18 protein-coding genes are annotated in these 18,924 nt (G+C 70.4%); 9 read left to right on the top strand and 9 right to left on the bottom strand.

Annotated features, from left to right (window positions below; all coding sequences use genetic code 11):
• Positions 1-73 precede the first annotated feature (73 nt).
• Entirely contained in the window at positions 74-1,270 is a 1,197-nt protein-coding gene (locus JOE53_RS00490) for a polysaccharide biosynthesis protein (RefSeq protein ID WP_204946445.1), read from the bottom strand.
• 220 nt (positions 1,271-1,490) lie between these two features.
• Here JOE53_RS00490 and JOE53_RS00485 point away from each other — a divergent pair, with 220 nt between their 5' ends.
• The 6 genes from JOE53_RS00485 (at position 1,491) to JOE53_RS00460 (ending at position 8,300) form a co-directional block, all read left to right on the top strand.
• Positions 1,491-1,952 carry an adenylyltransferase/cytidyltransferase family protein gene (locus JOE53_RS00485; protein WP_204946444.1) on the top strand — a complete coding sequence of 154 codons (462 nt, stop codon included), beginning with the start codon at positions 1,491-1,493 and terminating at the stop codon, positions 1,950-1,952.
• A gap of 140 nt (positions 1,953-2,092) precedes the next feature.
• Complete coding sequence (locus JOE53_RS00480; protein ID WP_204946443.1) at positions 2,093-3,235, top strand: polysaccharide deacetylase family protein; 1,143 nt, start codon at positions 2,093-2,095, stop codon at positions 3,233-3,235.
• Positions 3,236-3,368: 133 nt separating this feature from the next.
• Positions 3,369-4,502: a glycosyltransferase gene (locus JOE53_RS00475; protein WP_005054519.1), complete on the top strand. Its 1,134-nt coding sequence runs from the start codon at positions 3,369-3,371 to the stop codon at positions 4,500-4,502.
• Positions 4,499-4,759: a glutaredoxin family protein gene (locus JOE53_RS00470; RefSeq protein ID WP_005054517.1), complete on the top strand. Its 261-nt coding sequence runs from the start codon at positions 4,499-4,501 to the stop codon at positions 4,757-4,759. Before JOE53_RS00475 ends, JOE53_RS00470 begins: the two co-directional genes overlap by 4 nt.
• A 116-nt stretch (positions 4,760-4,875) precedes the next feature.
• Positions 4,876-6,657 carry an aldehyde dehydrogenase family protein gene (locus JOE53_RS00465; protein WP_204946442.1) on the top strand — a complete coding sequence of 594 codons (1,782 nt, stop codon included), beginning with the start codon at positions 4,876-4,878 and terminating at the stop codon, positions 6,655-6,657.
• Positions 6,654-8,300, top strand: a complete 1,647-nt coding sequence (locus JOE53_RS00460) for a GMC family oxidoreductase (RefSeq protein ID WP_204946441.1) — start codon at positions 6,654-6,656, stop codon at positions 8,298-8,300. The genes JOE53_RS00465 and JOE53_RS00460 overlap by 4 nt, the downstream gene beginning before the upstream one ends.
• A 31-nt stretch (positions 8,301-8,331) precedes the next feature.
• Here the strand turns inward: JOE53_RS00460 and JOE53_RS00455 are convergent, their stop codons facing one another.
• The 3 genes from JOE53_RS00455 to ypfJ all read right to left on the bottom strand — a co-directional run bounded on the left by JOE53_RS00455 (position 8,332) and on the right by ypfJ (position 12,076).
• Positions 8,332-9,921 (bottom strand): DEAD/DEAH box helicase, encoded by a 1,590-nt coding sequence (locus tag JOE53_RS00455; RefSeq protein WP_204946440.1) that lies wholly within the window; start codon positions 9,919-9,921, stop codon positions 8,332-8,334.
• A gap of 311 nt (positions 9,922-10,232) precedes the next feature.
• Positions 10,233-11,210: a prolyl aminopeptidase gene (gene pip / locus JOE53_RS00450; RefSeq protein ID WP_081767936.1), complete on the bottom strand. Its 978-nt coding sequence runs from the start codon at positions 11,208-11,210 to the stop codon at positions 10,233-10,235.
• The gene (gene ypfJ, locus JOE53_RS00445; RefSeq protein ID WP_204946439.1) at positions 11,207-12,076 is read right to left on the bottom strand and encodes a KPN_02809 family neutral zinc metallopeptidase; all 870 of its coding nucleotides are present in this window, start codon (positions 12,074-12,076) and stop codon (positions 11,207-11,209) included. Before ypfJ ends, pip begins: the two co-directional genes overlap by 4 nt.
• A 44-nt stretch (positions 12,077-12,120) precedes the next feature.
• Here ypfJ and JOE53_RS00440 point away from each other — a divergent pair, with 44 nt between their 5' ends.
• From JOE53_RS00440 to JOE53_RS00430, 3 genes are read left to right on the top strand one after another with little or no spacing between them, the layout of a single operon-like run.
• Complete coding sequence (locus JOE53_RS00440; RefSeq protein ID WP_204946438.1) at positions 12,121-13,125, top strand: malate dehydrogenase; 1,005 nt, start codon at positions 12,121-12,123, stop codon at positions 13,123-13,125.
• 7 nt (positions 13,126-13,132) lie between these two features.
• Positions 13,133-14,956: a cation:proton antiporter gene (locus JOE53_RS00435; RefSeq protein WP_204946437.1), complete on the top strand. Its 1,824-nt coding sequence runs from the start codon at positions 13,133-13,135 to the stop codon at positions 14,954-14,956.
• A 48-nt stretch (positions 14,957-15,004) separates the two neighbouring features.
• On the top strand, positions 15,005-15,442 hold the full coding sequence (locus JOE53_RS00430) for a recombinase family protein (protein ID WP_204946436.1): 438 nt from the start codon (positions 15,005-15,007) through the stop codon (positions 15,440-15,442).
• Between the two features lie 3 nt (positions 15,443-15,445).
• On the opposite strand, the gene JOE53_RS00425 is transcribed toward JOE53_RS00430, so the two are convergent.
• The 5 genes from JOE53_RS00425 to JOE53_RS00405 all read right to left on the bottom strand — a co-directional run bounded on the left by JOE53_RS00425 (position 15,446) and on the right by JOE53_RS00405 (position 18,882).
• Positions 15,446-16,072: a hypothetical protein gene (locus JOE53_RS00425; RefSeq protein ID WP_036284362.1), complete on the bottom strand. Its 627-nt coding sequence runs from the start codon at positions 16,070-16,072 to the stop codon at positions 15,446-15,448.
• Positions 16,069-16,497, bottom strand: a complete 429-nt coding sequence (locus JOE53_RS00420) for a hypothetical protein (RefSeq protein ID WP_233449443.1) — start codon at positions 16,495-16,497, stop codon at positions 16,069-16,071. The genes JOE53_RS00425 and JOE53_RS00420 overlap by 4 nt, the downstream gene beginning before the upstream one ends.
• Positions 16,498-16,550: 53 nt before the next feature.
• A complete protein-coding gene (locus JOE53_RS00415; protein ID WP_204946435.1) occupies positions 16,551-18,155 on the bottom strand; it encodes a hypothetical protein in 1,605 nt (534 codons plus the stop codon).
• Positions 18,155-18,481 carry a hypothetical protein gene (locus tag JOE53_RS00410; RefSeq protein WP_051498702.1) on the bottom strand — a complete coding sequence of 109 codons (327 nt, stop codon included), beginning with the start codon at positions 18,479-18,481 and terminating at the stop codon, positions 18,155-18,157. The genes JOE53_RS00415 and JOE53_RS00410 overlap by 1 nt, the downstream gene beginning before the upstream one ends.
• A 104-nt stretch (positions 18,482-18,585) precedes the next feature.
• Positions 18,586-18,882 carry a WXG100 family type VII secretion target gene (locus JOE53_RS00405; RefSeq protein WP_005054492.1) on the bottom strand — a complete coding sequence of 99 codons (297 nt, stop codon included), beginning with the start codon at positions 18,880-18,882 and terminating at the stop codon, positions 18,586-18,588.
• Between the last annotated feature and the right edge of the window lie 42 nt (positions 18,883-18,924).

Below are 18,924 nucleotides of genomic sequence, written 5' to 3'. Positions count from 1 at the left end.
GACGCCTTCGTGCTGCGCCGAACCTACCACCAGTCGGCGCTGCCTGCCGAGCCTTCTCAGCCGGTTGAGAGGATCACGGTGCCGACGGCGTGTTCGCGGCGATCCAGCGCAGGGCGACTCCGCCGAGCGCGGATGCCGCGGCGAGGGCGAACGGAATGAGGGCCGGACTGCCGCCGACGAGGACGATCACGACCGTCAGCACCAGACCGAGAAGAGTGTCGCTGAGGCGAACCATAAAGACCACCCGCTGACGTCCGGCGACGGCGCTGAGCGCGCCGTAGGGCGTGACCACCGCAACCGAAAGCCCGAACACGAGCCACGCCACGAGCATCGTCGGATCGAACGCGACACCGAACGCCAGCGGACCCAGCCACGGTCCGAGTCCGAGCGCCACCGCGCTCATCAGAACGGTCGCGCCGACGAGCACGACCACGACGCGGTCCGCCTCTCGCAGCGAGTCGAACCGGCCCTCGCGCCGATGGTCGGCGAAGCGGACGAAGAGGAACGACGACAGGCCGCCGACGACCAGGAGGAGAGGGGAGGTGTAGGTGCGTGCCGCCTCGAGCATGCCGACGGCGGCCGCGCCGGTGGCCGCAAGCACGACCACACGCACGCCAGTCAGCATCGCCGGCCGCAGGGTCTGCTGCAGCCCTCGCCAGGCCCCGTAACCCCAGACGGTGCGCAGGTTTGCACCCCGCCAGCCGACCAGGACGCGTTCCGATCGGGGAACCAGACGCCACCCGACGATCGCGCCGATGGTCTGCCCGGCGGCGATGGCACCAAGGAAAGCACCGAGCGAGAGTGCCTGCACGGCCGCCGCCCCGGCGAGCACCGCGAGGCTGACGACGAAGCCGGTCAGATCGGCGGCGATCACTCGCGGGAAAGCGTAGCCCGCCATGAGGAGGCGGCGGACGATCTCCTCGACCACGAAGGCGATCATCGCGAGCGCGAACAGTCCCGCTTCGGCAGGGCTGGCGAAGCCGCTGGCTGCGGCCGCGGCGGCGGCGAGCGCCGCACTGGTCGCCGCCGCGATCGCGAGCCAGACCTCGAGTCCGGCGCGGATCCGTCGGTCCGCGCGATCCAGCACGATGAGCGCGTCTCCGACGAGCCCCGTGACGACGCCCGACGCCAACACGATCACGCCGTAGAGGATCGCGAAGCGTCCGTAGTCGGCGATGCCGAGCAGGCGTGCGACGAGGATCTGCAGCGCCAAGCTCACCGCCGCCTGAGCCGCTTGCGCGGCGATCGCCCCCAACGCCTTCCGCTTCACGCGCGCCCCTTCCCCCGGCCCCATCTTGCCCGACGGTGCGCCGGGGCGGCAGCCTTCCTGCGGTTGGCGCTGCCGTCGCGGTGCGCGCCACTGTCGCCTCGTGCGCACCTGCGGTAATGTGCAGACGTGGGCCGGGGGGCCCGCATCGAGCCGGGGGGCTCGAACCGGACCGGCGCTCGTCGTCGGGCTCGGATCATGTCGAGAGCTGGGGGAGCTCGCTATGGCTGTGTCGATCGGCTATGCCGCAGGTGCGTTCGATCTGTTTCACATCGGACACTTGAACATCCTTCGCCATGCGAAGGAGCAATGTGACCTCCTGATCGCGGGTGTGGTCAGTGATGAGATGCTGCGTGAGGTCAAGGGCGTGGAACCGTTCGTTCCGACGGTCGAGCGCGCGCAGATCGTGCGCGACATCCGCTACGTCGACCATGTCCACATCGAGACGGTGCCCGACAAGCTCGAGGTGTGGCGCGAGGTCGGCTTCACTCATTTCTTCAAAGGTGATGACTGGCGCGGCACGGAGAAGGGTCTGCGCCTGGAGCGCGAGTTCGCGGCCGTCGGCGTGCAGGTCGTCTACTTTCCCTACACTGCGCACACGTCGAGCTCGCAGCTGCGACGCGCGCTGGACGCGGCCATCGTGGCGAAGGACGAACGTCGCGGCATCCGCTCGGACGTCGGGTAAGCCCCCCCCCGAGCGGGGGGAATCTGCGACGAAAGTCGAAGAAAACACCCGCCGAACCGGTGATTTCCGGTTCACGACACCTTGTCCCCCTAGGATGAGCGCGGCGCGGGGGCGCGCCGTCGACCTTGGGGGTTGTTTTCATGGGTTTCGTGCACCGCCACCGCGGCCTCATCCGCGCGCTCACCATCGGCGTGGTCCTGACCGCGACAGTCGTCGTCGCCGGCTGCGCCACGGAGAACACGGATGCCGCGACCTCGCCGACGCCGGCCACGCACGCGCCCTCACCTTCCCCGACCCCCACGCCGCTCACCCCGGCTCAAGCGCTCCTGGCGGCTCATGCCGATGTCCCGGGAGCGTGCGCGGTCAGCTTCAGCATCGACGGCACGACGCTCGAGCCGCAGCTGCAAGTGCAGGACCGGCTCTACGACCACCTGCCGATCCCACGGGCGGCCGGCCGCGTGTTCGCAGGCTGGTACGCCGACGCGGCGACGGCGGCCGCGGCATCCGCCGATCCCGCTGCACATGCCGGCAGTCCCGCGACGCGGATCAACGGCTCGCGGCCGGTCGCCTGCACCGCCCACCAGCAGACGCTCTACGGCGCGTGGACGACGACGGATGCCGTGGCCGCCGCCAAGGCGCGCGTGCCGATCCTCATGTACCACCAGTTCACCGCGAAGCCCGAGGGCGAGTCCGGCTGGCTGCGCGGCAACTACGCGTACATCGAGGACTACCGCGCCCAGATGCAGTACATCAAGGATCAGTCCTTCTACCTGCCGACCTGGGACGAGCTGAGCGCGTTCATCGACGGAGCGCTCTACCTGCCCGACCACGCGGTGATCATCACGGATGACGACGCCGATCCGAGCTGGCTCACGATGGCCTCGCCGATCAACGAGCAGCTCCAGCTCATGGCGACCTCCTTCGTGATCACCGGTTCGGGCGTTCCCGCCCAGAACCGGTTCATCCTGCAGCGATCCCACACGCACGACATGCATCACGCGGGAGCCAACGGCAAGGGCCAGATGGTGAACCTGACCGCTCCCGAGATCGCCGCGGACATGACCGCCTCGGCGACCGCGCTCGGCGGAGTCAAGGAAGTGATGGCGTACCCGTACGGGCACAACAACGAGACCTCGCACGAGGGCCTGCGCCAGGCGGGCTTCGAGATGGCCCGCACGATCGAGCAGGGCTACGTGTCGGTGGGCAGCGACAAGCTCACCCTCCCGTGCGTCCGCATCAACTACGGCATGGGCGTCAACGCTCTCAAGAAGCAGATCGGCTGAGGACCGTTGGTGAGCGGGAGCCAGAAGATGAGCGGGAGCCAGCAAGAACTGACAGAGCACGCACAGGAGTTGCCCAACTCCGCCTCGGTAGGCTGAAACGGTTCTGTCCCTGACCGATCGCGAGCGCATCCCCATGGATCTTTCCGTCATCGTTCCCACCTTCAACGAAGGCGGGAACGTCGCCGAGCTGGTCCGCCGCATCGGTGCGGCCCTCGACGACGTCGATTTCGAGGTCGTCTTCGTCGACGACTCCACCGACGACACGCCCGCGACGATCCAGGCCGTCGCCGCGTCCACGGACTTCCCGGTGCGCCTCATCCATCGCGACGAACCCGAAGGTGGACTCAGCGGCGCCGTGCTCGAGGGCTTCCGCAACGCGCAGGCCCGCTGGTGCCTGGTCATGGACGGTGACCTGCAGCATCCGCCCGAGGACATCCCGCGCATGCTCGACCGCGCCGCCCTCGGCGACGTCGACATCGTCGTCGCCTCTCGCTACGTCGCTGGCGGGACGGCGGGCGGCCTCGCCGGCGCCACGCGCACCGCGGTCTCGCGGACCTCGACGCTGCTGACGAAGGCGATGTTCCCGCGGAAGCTCCACGGCTGCACCGACCCGATGACCGGCTTCTTCCTCGTCGACCGCGACACCGTCGATCTCGACGACCTCCGCCCGCGCGGATTCAAGATCCTGCTCGAGATCCTCGCGCGCCGTCAGATGCGCATCGGCGAGATCCCGTTCGCGTTCGCGACCCGCTTCGCCGGTGAGTCCAAGGCCACCTTCAGCCAGGGCATGCGCTTCCTGACGCAGCTGGCGATGCTGCGCTTCGGCCGCATGTCGGCGTTCGCCCTCGTCGGCGGTGTCGGGGCGATCGCGAACCTGGTGATCATGTGGGGCCTGATCCACCTCGGCATGAACTACCTGACGGCCGCGATCATCGCGAGCGAAGTGACGATCATCGGCAACTTCCTGCTGCTCGAGTACCTCGTCTTCGCCGACATGCGCTCCGAGTCCGGCCAGATGTGGGTGCGTTTCCTCAAGTCGTTCGCCTTCAACAACGTCGAAGCCGTCGTCCGCATCCCGATCATCCCGCTGCTCGTGCAGGGCGCGCACATCCCGAGCGTCCTGGCGGCAGCGATCACACTCGCCGCGGCGTTCGTGGTGCGCTTCGTCTACCACGCGCTCTGGGTCTACGCCCCGAAGAACAAGTCCACCTCCCGGGTGGCGACCCGGGGCGTCACCCGCGCGGCCGAGCGTACGCTGGAATCATGACCTCCGAGAACACCCAGATCACGATGTTCGGTGCCGATTGGTGCCGCGACTGCGTCCGCACCAAGAAGCAGCTCGACGAGCTCGGTGTGCCGTACACCTACGTCGACCTGGTCGCCGACCCCGCCGCTGCGGACGTCGCCCGCGAGATCTCCGGTCGCACGAACATCCCCGTCGTCGTCTACCCCGACGCCTCCCACCACGTCGAGCCGACCAACGCCGACGTCGAGGCGAAGCTGCGCGAGCTCTCCCTCATCTGAGGGGCGTCGGCGAGACGACGCGACATCGCGTCGCACCTTTTCGGGAACCGCGTCTCATCCGGTCGTAAGCTGGAGGCCCGCGCGCGAGCGCGACCACCGCTTCGAAGGAGAACGCCGTGACCGCAAACGCTCCGAGCGCACCGAAACGGTCCACAGTCGCGCCCACCCTCGCCGATGACGTGCGCGCCGATCTGGATGCCGCGATCACGGCTCTGCGCACAGGGCAGCGCGCCTGGAGCGCGCTCACTCTCGCGCAACGTCGCACGCTGCTGCAGCGCGTCCGCGTCGCGACGTCCGCGGTCGCGGCCGAATGGGCCGACGCGGCATCCGTGTCGAAGGGTCTCGCCCCCGGCCACCCGCTCCGAGGCGAGGAGTGGCTGTCGGGGCCGTACGCAGCCATCGTCGCCCTCGACGCCTACGCCGACACGCTCCGGGCTCTCGCCGTCGGGCGATCGCCGCTGGACGGCGTCCGCATCGGCGCGGCTCCCGGAGACCGCACGGTCGTCCACACCTCGCCACTGTCGGCGACCGACGCCCTGCTGCTGTCGGGCTACGCCACCGAGGTCTGGCTGCAGCCGGGGGTGGATGCCGCGACGGCCCGCCGGGAGGCGGGGCTCGGCCAGCTCGATCCGGCGAGCGCGGGTGGCGTCGGGCTCGTGCTGGGCGCCGGCAACATCACCTCCATCCCCTACCTCGACGTGCTGTACGAGCTGCTGGCGTCCAACCGCGTCACGCTGCTGAAGGTCAATCCGACGCAGGACGCGCTCGTGTCCGTCTTCGAGCGTGCCCTGGCACCGCTCATCGAGCCCGGGTTCCTGCGGATCGTCCGCGGTGGGGGCGATGTGGGCGCCTACCTCACCCAGCATCCGGAGATCGACCACGTCCACATCACCGGATCGGAGGCGACGTTCCGCTCCATCGTGTGGGGTCCCTCGCACACCCCCGCCGCGGCGGGTGCCGCCACACGTCGCCGCCGCGACGGCAGACCGCTGCTGAAGAAGCCGATCACGGCCGAACTGGGGGGTGTCTCGCCGATCATCGTCGTGCCGGGGAGGTGGTCGAACGCCGACCTGCGCTTCCAGGCCGAGCACGTCGTCACCATGCGCCTGCACAACAGCGGCCACAACTGCATCGCCGGCCAGGTCGTGCTGCTCTCGGACGACTGGGCGCAGCGCGACGCGTTCCTCGACGCGTTGCGCACGGCGTACGACCGCGCGCCGTCCCGCCCCGTCTGGTATCCGCAGAGTCAGGGCAAGCTCGACGCTGCCCGCACCTCGTACCCGGATGCCGCGTGGTGCGGCGGCGGCACACGCGCCCTCATCGAGACGACCCCGGCCGACGCCGGGACCCTCGAGACGACGGAGTACTTCTCGCCGGTTCTCGGGGTGGTCGCCCTGCGCGGCACGGGCCAGGAGTTCCTGGACAGCGCCGTGGCGCATGCCAACGAGCGCCTCGTGGGCACCCTCGGCGCCAACGTGCTGATCGATCCCGAGACGCAGAAGTCTCTGGGCGATGGGTTCGAGAGGGCGCTCGCCGACCTCCGCTACGGCACGGTCGCGATCAACGCGTGGACGGCCTTCGGCTTTCTCACACCGACCGCCACCTGGGGCGCCTTCCCCGGCGGCACCCTCGAGGACGCGCCCAGCGGCATGGGCGTCGTGCACAACGCCCTGCTGCTCGACCACGTCGAACGCACGGTCGTGCGGGGACCCTTCCGACCGTTCCCCCGCTCGGCGTCTTCGGCGATGCGGGGCTACGGACTGTCGGTGCTGCCGAAGCCGCCGTGGTTCGTCACGTCGCGCACGGGCGCTGCCGTCTGCGAGGGATTCACCCGCTTCCGCATCGACGGCAATCCGGCCAAGATGGCGCTCACCCTCGTCAAGGCCTTCGGCGCATGAGCCCGCGACGGCCGGCGACGGGCGGCGCCCTCGACGCCGACTATGTGATCGTCGGAGCGGGTTCGGCGGGCGCCGCGCTCGCGGCCCGACTCACGGAAGACCCCGCCGTCAGCGTGCTGCTGCTCGAAGCCGGCCCCACCGATGCCGCCCTCGAGCTGCACGTGCCGGCGGCATTCTCGACGCTGTTCCGCGGTCGCTACGACTGGAACTACGACACGGTCCCCCAGCGGGAGCTCGAGGGGCGCACGATCTACTGGCCGCGCGGCAAGACCCTGGGCGGATCGTCATCGCTGAACGCCATGATGTGGATCCGCGGGTTCGCGGCCGACTACGACGCGTGGGCGGAGGGCGCCGGCGACACGTGGTCGTGGGACGCCCTCGCCCCGTATTTCGTGCGGGCGGAGGCCACCCAGGACGCCGCCGATGCCACCCAGGGCACCCGGGGGGCGCAGCCCGTCGAGCACCAGCGCGACCCCCGCCCGCACACGGCCGCGTTCCTCCAGGCGGCGCGCGAGCTGCGGCATCCGGTCACTCCGGCGAACCTCCCGACGAGGCAGGGCTTCTCGCAGACGATGGTCACGCAGCATCGCGGAGCCCGGGCTTCGACCGCCGACGCCTACCTGCGTCCGGCGCGTCGACGCCGGAACCTCCGCGTGCTCACCGACGCGCTGGTGCGGCGGGTCACCTTCGCCGAGCGCGATGCCGGTGCGGCGCCGCGGGCCACGGGCGTCTACGTCGACCTCGGCGGCATCACCCGCCACGCCCGCGCTCGGCGCGAAGTCATCCTCTGCGGGGGCGCGATCAACACCCCGCAGCTGTTGATGCTGAGCGGCATCGGGCCAGAGGATCACCTCGCCTCCCACGGCATCCCCGTGCGCGTGAACGCACCGCAGGTGGGCCAGAATCTCCAGGATCATCTCGTCGCCGGTCTCGCGCCCGCGGCGCGCGGCGGAACGCTGTACGGAGCGCGGCGGCCCGCTCAGCTCGCGCGCTATGTGAGCGCCCGGCGCGGCATGCTGAGCTCCAACGTCGCCGAAGCCTACGGCTTCGTGCGCACGGCCGTGGCCGATCGCAGGGGCGCGCCCGCCGACCTGCCCGACATCGAGATCATCTTCGCGACGGCACCGTACGTCGGCGAAGGCCTGGTACCGCCGCCCGCGGAGGGCATCACGGTGGGTGCGATCCTGCTGCAGCCCCGCAGTCGCGGCACCATCCGCCTCGCCTCCAGCGACCCGACGGATGCCGCGATCATCGATCCCGCGTATCTGACCGACCCCGCAGGCATCGACGCCGAGACCCTGCGCGCCGGCCTCGCGGAGTGCGAGCGCCTCATCGAGGCCCCGGCACTGCGCGCCGTGACGACGGGCGGCTGGGTGCAGCCGGTCGGTGGCGAGCGCATGAGCGCGGCGGAGCGGATCGAGCTGTCTCTGCGGCGCTACTCCCACACGCTCTACCATCCGGTCGGGACGGCGCGGATGGGGCTCGACGCGGCATCCGTCGTCGACCCCGAGCTGCGGGTGCGGGGCGTCGACGGCCTGCGGGTCGCGGATGCGTCGATCATGCCGACGGTCATCCGCGGGCACACGAACGCGCCCGCCATCGTCATCGGCGAGCGCGCCGCCGATCTGATCCGCGGCATCTGAGCGCACGGATCGGATCAGCGGGCGATCGAGATCAGCGCCCGGCGCGTCGCGGTCCGCCGTTCTGGCGGACGACGGAGCCGACCATGAGCTTTCCGCCGCCGGTGCCACCGCCGTGCGAGGCACGACGGCCGGTGGCGCGGGCGTTTCCGGATGCCGCGGGCTGCGCCGACCGCTCGGCAGGGCGGTGGTCGCGAGCAGGACGCTGCTCGCGCCCGGCGGCGGAGCGCTCGGCGGCCGGACGACCGGAACGGTCGGTGCGGGGCTGACCCGCCTGCGCTCCCTGACCGGCGCCGCGGCCACCACGGCCGCCCTGACCACGAGCGCCGCCCTGGCCCTGGGCGCCTTCTCGCGCGGCGCGCTTGCGCTGCGCGTTCGCTCCCTGGCTGCGACCGCCGCCGCCCTGGCCACGGCCGGGCTGCTCGGACTTCGGCGCGGGCGCGACATAGGGGGCGACCTCGCCGACGAGCGCGGTGACCTGCGGGGAGGTCGGCGTCACAGGCACGGGGGTCGCGGTGATCGCCGCCTTGCGAAGGAGGTCCTTGACGTCCTTCTCCTGACCGGGAAGCACGAGGGTGACGACCGAGCCTTCGGCGCCGGCACGGGCGGTACGGCCCGAACGGTGCAGGTAGGCCTTGTGCTCCATGGGCGGGTCGACGTGGATGACGAGTTCGACGTCGTCGACGTGCACACCGCGCGCCGCGACGTCGGTCGCGACGAGCACCTTGGCGGCACCGGAGCTGAAGGCGGCGAGGTTGCGGTCGCGCGCGGGCTGCGACAGGTTGCCGTGCAAGTCGACCGAAGGAATGCCCTGCGACGTCAGCTGCTGCGCGAGCTTCTTGGCGTGGTGCTTGGTGCGCATGAAGAGGATGCGACGGCCGGTGCCCGAGGCGAGCGTACGCACGAGCTCCTTCTTCTCCTCGACGCCGCCGACGTGGAACACGTGGTGGGTCATCGCGGCGACGGGCGAGTTCGCCTCGTCGACGGAGTGGAGGACCTCGTTCTGCAGGAAGCGCTTCACGAGCTTGTCGACGCCGTTGTCCAGCGTCGCGCTGAACAGCAGACGCTGGCCGTCGCGCGGGGTCTTGTCGAGAATGCGCGTGACCGACGGCAGGAACCCGAGGTCGGCCATGTGGTCGGCCTCGTCGATGACGGTGATCTCCACGGCATCCAGCTTGACGAAGCCCTGCGAGATGAGGTCTTCGAGACGGCCGGGGCACGCGACGATGATGTCGACGCCGGCCTTGAGCGCGGCGACCTGGCGGTTCTGGTTGACGCCGCCGAAGATGGTGGTCGTCGTCATGCCGTACGCGGCGGCGAGGGGCTCGAGGGTCGCGTTGATCTGCGTCGCGAGCTCACGGGTGGGCGCGAGCACCAGACCGAGCACGCGGCCGGAGCGGCGGGTGCCGCCGGCGAGGGGACCGCCGAGGCGCGCGGCGAGCGGGATGGAGAAGGCGAGCGTCTTGCCCGAACCGGTCTTGCCGCGGCCGAGCACGTCACGACCGGCGAGTGTGTCGGGCAGGGTGTCGACCTGGATGGGGAACGCGGTGGTCTTGCCGTCCTTCGCGAGGACGTCGAGGAGGGGGGCGGGCACGCCGAGCGCGCCGAAGGTGATGTCAGACATGGTGGTGTTTCTGGGCACGCGGGCCCGGATCGGTGGCCTCTGCGCGGATGCGCACAGGGTCGCCGTACGAAGAATGTCAGCCGATCATCCGGTCAGAACCGGGCGGCGAGGGAAGCGTTCTACGACGCGAGAGGCACCCGAGTGGTGCCGCAAGTGGTTCCAGCCTACCAGCGCCGCCGGTTCTCCGGCGGCGGAGGCCACGGCATCCACCCCGCCGGTGTCCCACTTTCTGTCGCCCGCACCCCGCTCGGGAGACAGAAAGTGGGACACCCTCCGCCCAAAGTGGGACACGGCGTGCGGGGGTGGGGGTGTCAGGTGGCGAAGCGGTCGGTCGCGGCGCGCAGGGCGCGGGCGATGCCCGGCTCGGATGCCGCGTGGCCGGCGTCGTCGACGACGACGAACTCGGCCTCCGGCCAGGCCCGGTGCAGATCCCACGCCGTCATGATCGGCGTGCAGATGTCGTACCGGCCCTGCACGATGACCGCGGGGATGCCGCGGATCGCGCCGACGTCGTCGATGAGCTGCCCTTCGCGCAGCCACCCGCCGTGCATGAAGTAGTGGTTCTCGATGCGCGCGAACGCGACCGCGGTGGCCGCATCGGTCATCGAGGCGACGAGGTCCGGGTCGGGATGCAGCGTCAGCGTCGACATCTCCCACGTGGTCCACGCGATCGCGGCCGGCTCGTGGACGGCGGGATCCGGGTCGGTGAGCCGGCGATGATACGCCTCGATCAGCCGCGAGCGCTCCAGAACCGGGATCGGTGCCAGATAGCTCTCCCACCGGTCGGGGAAGATCGCCGCGGCGCCCCCCTCGTAGAACCATTCCAGCTCGTGCCGCCGCAGGGTGAAGACGCCGCGCAGGACGATCTCGCTCACGGCATCCGGGTGGCATTGGGCGTAGGCCAGCGCGAGCGCCGAGCCCCACGAGCCGCCGAAGACCTGCCACGTCTCGATGCCGAGGTTGCGTCGCAGCAGCTCGATGTCGGCGACCAGGTGCCAGGTGGTGTTGAAGCGCGGGTCGGCGTCGGGCGCGCTCATGTGGGGCGTGGACTTTCCGCAGCCGCGCTGGTCGAACAGCACGATCCGGTACTTCTCCGGGTCGAAGAACCGCCGGTGCCACGGGGAGGTGCCCGAACCGGGACCCCCGTGCAGGAACACGACCGGCTTGCCGTCGGGGTTGCCGGACTGCTCCCAGTAGACGCGCTGCCCGTCGCCGGCCAGCAGGTATCCGCTCTCGTACGGCTCGATGTCGGGGTAGAGGATGTCGTCCAGGTGGGCGGGGCCGTTCACAGTTCTCCTCCCGACACCGAGAAGGTGTCACAGGCTCCGAGCCCGTTCTGATACCCCGCCGTGAACCAGCGCTGCCGCTGGGCGCTCGAGCCGTGGGTCCAGGTCTCGGGGTTGACGCGGCCCGACTGGGCCTGGATGTTGTCGTCGCCGACGGTGGCCGCGGCGTCCAACGCGTCGCGCAGTTCCGCGTCGGTGGGCCGCTGGAGGTAGGCGACACCGTTGGCGTCCTTCGCCTCCGTCGCGTCGGCGATCCACGCGCCGGCGTAGCAGTCGGCCTGCAGTTCGGTGCGCACCCCGTTGCTGGCCGGGCCGGTCCCGTCGTTCGGGTAGCGGTCCATGATGCCGGTCAGCTGCTGGATGTGGTGACCGTACTCGTGGGCGAGGACATACAGCTGGGCGAGGCTGCCGGCCTGCGCGCCGAACTGGCTGCGCAGCACGCCGAAGAACGTCGGGTCGACGTAGATGGTCTCCTCCGGCGGACAGTAGAACGGACCGGTCGCGTTGGAGGCGGTACCGCAGCGGGTCGAGGCGGCGCCGTCGACGATGATCAGCTGCGGCGCGCGGTAGCCCTGCACGTGCGTGGACCAATAGGCGTCGAGCGCCTTCTGGCCGAAGACGAGGCGGCAGTCGTCGTTCGCGTTCGCGTCGGCACCCGTGTCGCAGCCCTGGATCGCCGAGTCCTGCGCGGTGCCGCCGGCGCCGCCGAGCAGACTCGTGACGTCGCCGCCGGTGAAGAGGATGAGCAGGAGCACGGCGATGCCGCCCAGCCCGGCGAGACCGCCGCCGGCGACGGCTGCGGCACCTCCCCCGCGGCCTCGTCGCCGTGCGGTCGTGCCTCCCAGCTCTGCATTGCTGTTGAACGTCATGCCCCACCGTATCGTCCCGTGACGCGTCGCCGTAGGCTCGAGACATGGATGCCACGACAGTCACCGTGACCGGGGCCGGCGGACAGATCGGCTACGCGCTGCTGTTCCGCATCGCCGCCGGCGACATGCTGGGAGCCGGCCGCCCGGTGCGACTGCGCCTGCTGGAGATCCCCCAGGGGCTCAAGAGCGCAGAGGGCGCGGCGCTCGAGCTGCAGGACTGCGCCTTCCCGCTGCTCGCCGATGTCGAAATCACCGACGACCCGCGCATCGCCTTCGACGGAGCGAACCTCGCAATGCTGGTCGGGGCGCGCCCGCGCGGCGCCGGCATGGAGCGCGCCGACCTGCTCGCGGCCAACGCGGGCATCTTCGGACCGCAGGGCGCGGCGCTCAACGAGGTCGCCGCCCGCGACATCCGCGTCCTGGTGGTGGGAAACCCCGCCAACACGAACGCGCTGATCGCCGCGGCGGCCGCGCCCGACATCCCGGGCGAACGCTTCGCCGCACTGACTCGGCTGGATCACGATCGGGCCCTCGCCCAGCTCGCCGCCGCTCTGGAGGCGCCCGTGGCGGCGGTGCAGGGCGTCGCCATCTGGGGCAACCATTCCGCGACGCAGTTCCCGGACGTCGCCCACGCGAGCGTGGACGGTCGTCCGGTGCTCGAGGCGCTGGCGGAGAAGCTCGGCGGGGCGGATGCCGTGGCATCCTGGCTCGACGACGTCTTCGTGCCCCGCGTTGCCAAGCGCGGGGCGGAGATCATCTCGGTGCGCGGCTCGTCCTCGGCGGCCTCCGCGGCCAACGCCGCGATCTCCCACGTCCGCGATCTCGTCCACGGCACGGCGAACGGGTGGACCTCGGCGGCGGTGCTCTCCCACGGCGAGTACGGTCTGCCGGCGGGGCTGTACTCCTCGGCACCCGTCACGAGCGATGGCACGGCTTTCCGCGTCGTGGAGGGGCTCGACCTCGACGCCCGCGGCCGCGCACGCCTGGACGCCTCCGTCGCCGAGCTCGTCGCCGAGCGCGACGCGGTGCGGGTCCTCGGCATGATCTGAGTCGACCGTGACCGACCTCACGTGGCTGATCGCCGGCATCGCGGTCATCGGCGTCTCGACGGTGCTCGCGCGCCGACTGGGTGTCGCCGGCCCGCTCATCCTCGTCGCGATCGGGCTCGTCGCCTCACTCCTGCTGCCCGAGTTCTCGGTGCCCCCGGAGCTGATCCTCGTCGGCATCCTGCCCCCGCTGCTGTACGCGTCGGCGGTGCGCCTGCCGGCGATCGAGTTCCGCCGCGACGCCCTGCCGATCGCCGGGCTCGCCGTCATCCTCGTCGTCATCAGCGCCCTCGCGCTGGGGACGCTCTTCTACGTCGCCATCCCGGGACTCGACTTCGCCCTCGCCGTGGCCCTCGGGGCGATCATCAGCCCCACGGATGCCGTGGCCACCTCCATCGCGAAGAAGCTGGGCATCTCCCCGCGCGTCATCACGATGCTCGAGGGTGAGAGCCTGCTCAACGACGCGACGGCGCTCGTGCTGCTGCGCAGCGCCGTCGCGGCATCCGCGGCGGGATTCTCGCCGGGCAGCACGATCGGCGCCTTCGCCTGGGGCGTGCTCGTCGCCGTCGTGATCGGCGTCGCGGTGGGCCTGCTGACCCTGCGGGTGCGGCGGTGGATCGGCGAGCCGGTGGCGAACACCGCCGTCGGCTTCATCGTCCCGTTCGTCGCCTACCTGCCGACGGAGCACCTCGGCGGGTCGGGACTGGTCGCAGCGGTCGCCGCCGGCATCACCGCCGGCCAGGGCGCCGCCCGATGGTCTACCCCCGAGCAGCGCGTGTCGGACGAGCTGAACTGGCACACGCTCGAGCTGCTGCTGGAGGGTGCGGTCTTCCTCATCATGGGGTTGGAGCTGCGCGACATCGTCAGCGCCAACGTCCAGAAGCACAGCGGCGTGGGCGTCGGGATCGGCCTCGCCGTCGCCGCCCTGGCGATCGTGCTCGCGGTGCGGGCGCTGTACGTGTCGGGGCTGGTGACACTCATCGGTCGTCGCGCCCGCCGGATGCAGCGCGACCGATTGCAGGCGTTCAGCGATCGATTGAGCGCCTTCGACGTCGAGACGGGCAACCTGCGCGATCTGCGCCCGCAACCCGGCGAGAATCCGAACCCCGCTCCGCGAAGCGGCGGACTCGTCCGGCGCACGACTGGGCGCGCGGCGCGTCGCGTCGCGCGGCGATGGGCGCGGCGCACGCCGGATGCCGCCTCCGCCCAGCGTCGGGTCGAGGGCGTGCGCGCCCGCGTCGGGCGCGTCCTCAACGACATGGACTACTACCAGGCATCCCCGCTCGGCTGGAAGGAGGGCGCCGTCATCGTCTGGGCCGGGATGCGGGGTGTCGTCACCCTCGCCGCGGCGCAGACGCTCGATCCGGACACCACGCCCGCCCGCGAACTGCTGATCCTCATCGCGTTCGTCGTCGCGCTGGTGAGCCTGATGGTGCAGGGACTGAGCCTGCCATGGGTGATCCGCATGCTGCGCATTCCGTCTGCCGCCGGCGACGGCAGCAGCGAGGAAGCCGACCGCCTCGCCGACGAGCTGCGTGAGGCCGCGCTGGCCCACGTGCGCACACCCGGGCTCGCCGACTCCTCGGGCCAGCCGTTTCCGCCCGAGGTGCTCTCCAAGCTCGCCGAGCGCATGAGCAGCCCGCCGATCGAGGCACCCGAGATCAGCACCGCGAGTGTCATCGACCTGCGGATCTCCCTGATCGAGGCCATGCGCGAGCGTCTCGTCGACGTATCCAGCGAGGGGTCGTACTCCTCGGCGACGCTCCGACACGCTCTCGCGCAGCTGGACGCCGACCAGCTCAGCATCCAGCTGCGACGCGACCCCGACGACTGAACCGGATCGCGCAGCGGATCGGCTCGCGTGTCGGCGCGGTAGGACACAATGGATGCCGTGAGCACCGATCAGCCGGACGACCAGCGCGCCCCCGCCGACTACGCCGAGTCGGTCGCCCTGCCCGCCGTGACGTCGGCCGTGCCGGTCGTGGTGTCCGGCACCGACTGGTGGGCCGCTCGTCCCGACGGCTCACGCCTGGTGGGACTCGTCGTCGCGCGCGACGATCTGCCCTCGGTGATCGCGCAGCGTGACGCCCTCGCAGACTTCGGGGTGCCGATCGAGGGCTTCCGTCATCCCGCCCCCGAGACCGGGGAGAGTTGGGCCGAGCGCCTCAACCGCCTCTTCGGCCGTCTCGTGTCGGGCGACGTCGTCGTCGTCGCCGACAAGCATGCCCTCGGTCGCACGGTCGACGAGGAGACGCACGCCATCGCCGAGCTGCGGCGCCGCGGCATCATCGTGAAGGTGCTGGGCCACTACCGCAGCTGAGCGTCAGGCCGCGTCAGCCGCGCCCCACGACGATGCGGCGACGATCGCGTCGAAGAAGCGCAGCATCGCGTGCGGGATGTCACCGAGCGGCGTCGACATGTTCACCAGCGCGACTTGTTTGCTGTTCGGAACGGTGTACCAGTAGCGCGCGACCAGACGTCGCTGCACGGCCGACTGCCCGTCCTCCTCGATCACCTGCGTGCTCACGGCGTGCAGACGCAGCACCGCCGAGCCGGCGGCATCCATTCGTGTCGCCGTCTCCAGATCGGGCTCGCGGGTGTGGGGCAGGCTCAGCTCGAAAGCGCGCATCACCGACTCGGGAGCCGTTCCCACGGCAGGCGTGATCGTGATCGGGGTGTGGACCGTGATGGCGACAGGAGTTGGCACGCCCGGCGCGATCTCGCGGCAGATCAGCAACAGGCGTGCCGAGGCCTCGCGCGCTGCGGCAGCCGCATCGTCCAATCCGGACTGGATACGGCGACGGAGCAGCGGCGCATCGTCCGCGGGCCCGACGATCTCCCGGGCGAGCGACGCATTGTGATCGCGAGCCGCGTCTTCGTCTCGCGGGTCCACCGAGATCCACTCCCCCGGCAGGCGGAAACGCAGCTGTGGGCCGACGCTTTCACTCATTGCCGACCGGCGAGCCGGCGAACATCAGCGGCGCTGAGCTCGAGGAACTCCTCGGCCCCTCGACCACCCACGGTCTCCGCGACCGCCGCCATGACGGGAACTCCCGACGATCCCAGCACGACGCGGTCGGTATGGTCGGCCGGCGAGCCCTCGACAGCGGCGAGGGTGAGGTCCTTTCCTGCCAAGTCCGGGTCGTTGGCTGCCACGCGCGCGACGCGGGTGACGTCGTCGGCAACGGCCGGAGCGCTCGTGTCGTCGACGAACATCCACACCACGATCTTCTCGTTGGTGGGCAGACCGGGGTGCTGCACTTCCACGAGCGCACCGTTGAGACCAGCCTCGCGGCCGAGCCGGTCGGACACATCCTTTTCATTCATTCCCGAACATCCCGTCAGAATCAGCGCGAGGACTGCGGTGGCAGCCATCGCGTGCCAGAGTCGATTCCTGGACATCTCTCGTCACCTCTCTGCCGCTGCGTTCACCCGCGCACGTAGACCTCTTCGTGCACGTGCTCCGTGGTTCCGACCGCGTTGCCGGCGAAGAAGATCTCGTCTCCGGGGCGCACGTCGGGGACCACGTCGTCCGCGAGCTCACCGTACATCGTCGAGTCGTGTATCCGCGGGTCGACGGGATGGAAGGTCTGCCAGTTCGGCCCGGGAACGTCGTCACGACCGTACCCGACGAGCTCCAGGTGGTGCACCGGATCCCAGACGTTGTTGACCTGTGTGACGCGCACCGACGGATCGATCGCGTCGGCATACTTGTCGATGGCCGACCCGGCCGTCACCACGGACTGCACGCGCCCGTCGAGGGCCGGATCGGTGGCGATGTCGCCGGCCATCATCCCACCGAGGCTCCACCCCGTGAGCATGATGGGTGCATCGCTGTCGAACACACCCGCCCGGCGCATCGCGTCGTACACCGCGCGTTCGTACTGCGTATGCACGGAGGGATTCAGGGCGAGCATCGCATCGGTGGAGAGGTCATTGAGTCCTCCGTGCTCGTTGAAGGGGCTCCAGTTCTGGGTGCTCGGCAGCTGCACCCGCCAGGCCACGACCTTTCCGTCCTGCATGATCGCGACCACCCGGATGTGCGTCGAGTCCTGCCCACCGCGAACGTCCTGCCTCCCGACATCCTCGAACAGGTCTCCGTAGTCGGCCGGGGCTTCACCGTGGGCGTCGGGGGCGGCCGGCGACCGGTCGAAGGTCTTGGACGCATCGTCCACGTGTCGAGGCTGGCGCGAAGAGCTGCCGTCGCGCAGGGTGAACAGAAGCAGGAGGGAGCCGACGATCAGTACCGCGAGCACCGCGAGGGCGATCCAGCCGATCACGGCAGCGATCGCTGCGAGCAGGGCGACCACGATGACGATCGCGACGAGGATCACGACGATCGCCACCAGAACCGCCAACAGCTGGCCGAGGAACTCGAGCACGCCCTTCAGCACGTTGGCGGCCCAGTCGCCGATCCACTTGGCAGCGCCCTCCCAGAACTGGTTCCAGTTGTCGTACGCCGAATCGCTGTCGCCCTCGATGGCCGTTTCGATCTTGGCGATCGCGGCGTCGGCGATCGCGCGCAGGCGGTCACGAGCGGAGGAGAGCTGCTGCCGGGCATCCTGCAGCTGGGCGTAGGCGTTCGACTCGGACCGACGCAGGCGCCGCAGATCGTTCTCGATCTCGTCGATCTGATGTTGCGGCGCGTCGACGGCCTCGGCGCGCAGCAGGTCGCCCTCGCGCCGTGAGATGTCGTTCGGTAACGTCGCCGACCTCTGGTCGTAGTATTCCGCCGTGGCGATCGCCGCGCGGGCGTCCTTCTGGATGGGGCGCAGATCCGCGGCGTAGGTCTGCAGGGCCTCCCCGGTGTTGCGGTATCTCGTGCGGGCCTTGTTGAGCGATCGCGCGACCTCCGTCGCGGTACGGGCCAGGGCATCCGTGGACTGCGAGATCTGCCCGTCGATGAGTCCTCGGAGCGACTGCGCCGCCTGCTCGATCGCTGCCGCCGCCGTGACGAGGTCGGCCGCGCGGGGGTCGAGCTGGTCGGGGTTACCGAGAAGGACATCCTCGAACTCAACCGAGATGGCGCTCATCAGCCCTCCCCCTCGCCGTCGGTCTGCGTCTCGGGCGCGGCCTCTTGCGCCTGCCGCGCGAGTTCGTCGTCAACCTCGGTCATGCTGTCGACGATCGCATCGATGCTGTCGCGCAGGAACTGCAGCTTCTCGGTGAGCTTTCCCCGGTTGTAGTCCCAGTTGTCGGCGAAGTCTCGGACCTTGCCGGCAAGACGATCCTCGCCGGTGAGGACGGCAAGGTCGTCCCCGACCGTTCCGGCCGACCCGAATGTCGAGAGCGCCTCATCGACGCGCACGCGCGCGGCGCGCAGGGCGTCGAAGTCGAGCTGCACATCTGTCATCGTCATCCCCCAAGGTTCGCGAGGCCCTCCACCTGCACACTCGGCGCACCGGCGCGAGGTGGAAGGCCTCGTGAACCTGCGGGGCGCGCGAGCGCCCCGCAGGTTCCCGATCACTGACCGAGCTGGCTGGCGAGCTGCTCGTCGGTGGACTGCAGGGCCTGAGCGGCCTTCTCGAGGAACGAGGCCATGCCCTCGATGCCCTGGACCGTCTTGGTCGCACCGGTCGTGAACTCGGTGTAGGAGGCGTCGAAGGCGCCCGAGGCGCGGCTCGTGGTGAAGCCGTCCTGGACGAGCTGAGCGACGAGCTGACGCAGGCGCTGCAGGTTCGCCTCGAGCTCGTTCTGTCCGTCACGCAGGCGCGAGGCGGCCGAGTTCATCTGGTCGTAGGTGACATTCAGATTGGCCATGAGGGCCCCTTTCATCTGGCCCGGCCGGTGTGCCGGGAGGTC

The organism is Microbacterium laevaniformans (genome assembly GCF_016907555.1).
Classification (GTDB): domain Bacteria; phylum Actinomycetota; class Actinomycetes; order Actinomycetales; family Microbacteriaceae; genus Microbacterium; species Microbacterium laevaniformans.
This window is presented reverse-complemented; position numbering and strand designations above follow the sequence as displayed.

What these genes read in the sequence shown, in the direction of transcription:
- JOE53_RS00485 (WP_204946444.1), top strand. Translation starts at nt 1,491, where the DNA reads ATGGCTGTGTCGATCGGCTATGCCGCAGGTGCGTTCGATCTGTTTCAC.
- JOE53_RS00480 (WP_204946443.1), top strand. Translation starts at nt 2,093, where the DNA reads ATGGGTTTCGTGCACCGCCACCGCGGCCTCATCCGCGCGCTCACCATC.
- JOE53_RS00475 (WP_005054519.1), top strand. Translation starts at nt 3,369, where the DNA reads ATGGATCTTTCCGTCATCGTTCCCACCTTCAACGAAGGCGGGAACGTC.
- JOE53_RS00470 (WP_005054517.1), top strand. Translation starts at nt 4,499, where the DNA reads ATGACCTCCGAGAACACCCAGATCACGATGTTCGGTGCCGATTGGTGC.
- JOE53_RS00460 (WP_204946441.1), top strand. Translation starts at nt 6,654, where the DNA reads ATGAGCCCGCGACGGCCGGCGACGGGCGGCGCCCTCGACGCCGACTAT.
- JOE53_RS00455 (WP_204946440.1), bottom strand. Translation starts at nt 9,921, where the DNA reads ATGTCTGACATCACCTTCGGCGCGCTCGGCGTGCCCGCCCCCCTCCTC.
- ypfJ (WP_204946439.1), bottom strand. Translation starts at nt 12,076, where the DNA reads ATGACGTTCAACAGCAATGCAGAGCTGGGAGGCACGACCGCACGGCGA.
- JOE53_RS00440 (WP_204946438.1), top strand. Translation starts at nt 12,121, where the DNA reads ATGGATGCCACGACAGTCACCGTGACCGGGGCCGGCGGACAGATCGGC.
- JOE53_RS00430 (WP_204946436.1), top strand. Translation starts at nt 15,005, where the DNA reads ATGGATGCCGTGAGCACCGATCAGCCGGACGACCAGCGCGCCCCCGCC.
- JOE53_RS00425 (WP_036284362.1), bottom strand. Translation starts at nt 16,072, where the DNA reads ATGAGTGAAAGCGTCGGCCCACAGCTGCGTTTCCGCCTGCCGGGGGAG.
- JOE53_RS00420 (WP_233449443.1), bottom strand. Translation starts at nt 16,497, where the DNA reads ATGGCTGCCACCGCAGTCCTCGCGCTGATTCTGACGGGATGTTCGGGA.
- JOE53_RS00415 (WP_204946435.1), bottom strand. Translation starts at nt 18,155, where the DNA reads ATGAGCGCCATCTCGGTTGAGTTCGAGGATGTCCTTCTCGGTAACCCC.
- JOE53_RS00410 (WP_051498702.1), bottom strand. Translation starts at nt 18,481, where the DNA reads ATGACGATGACAGATGTGCAGCTCGACTTCGACGCCCTGCGCGCCGCG.
- JOE53_RS00405 (WP_005054492.1), bottom strand. Translation starts at nt 18,882, where the DNA reads ATGGCCAATCTGAATGTCACCTACGACCAGATGAACTCGGCCGCCTCG.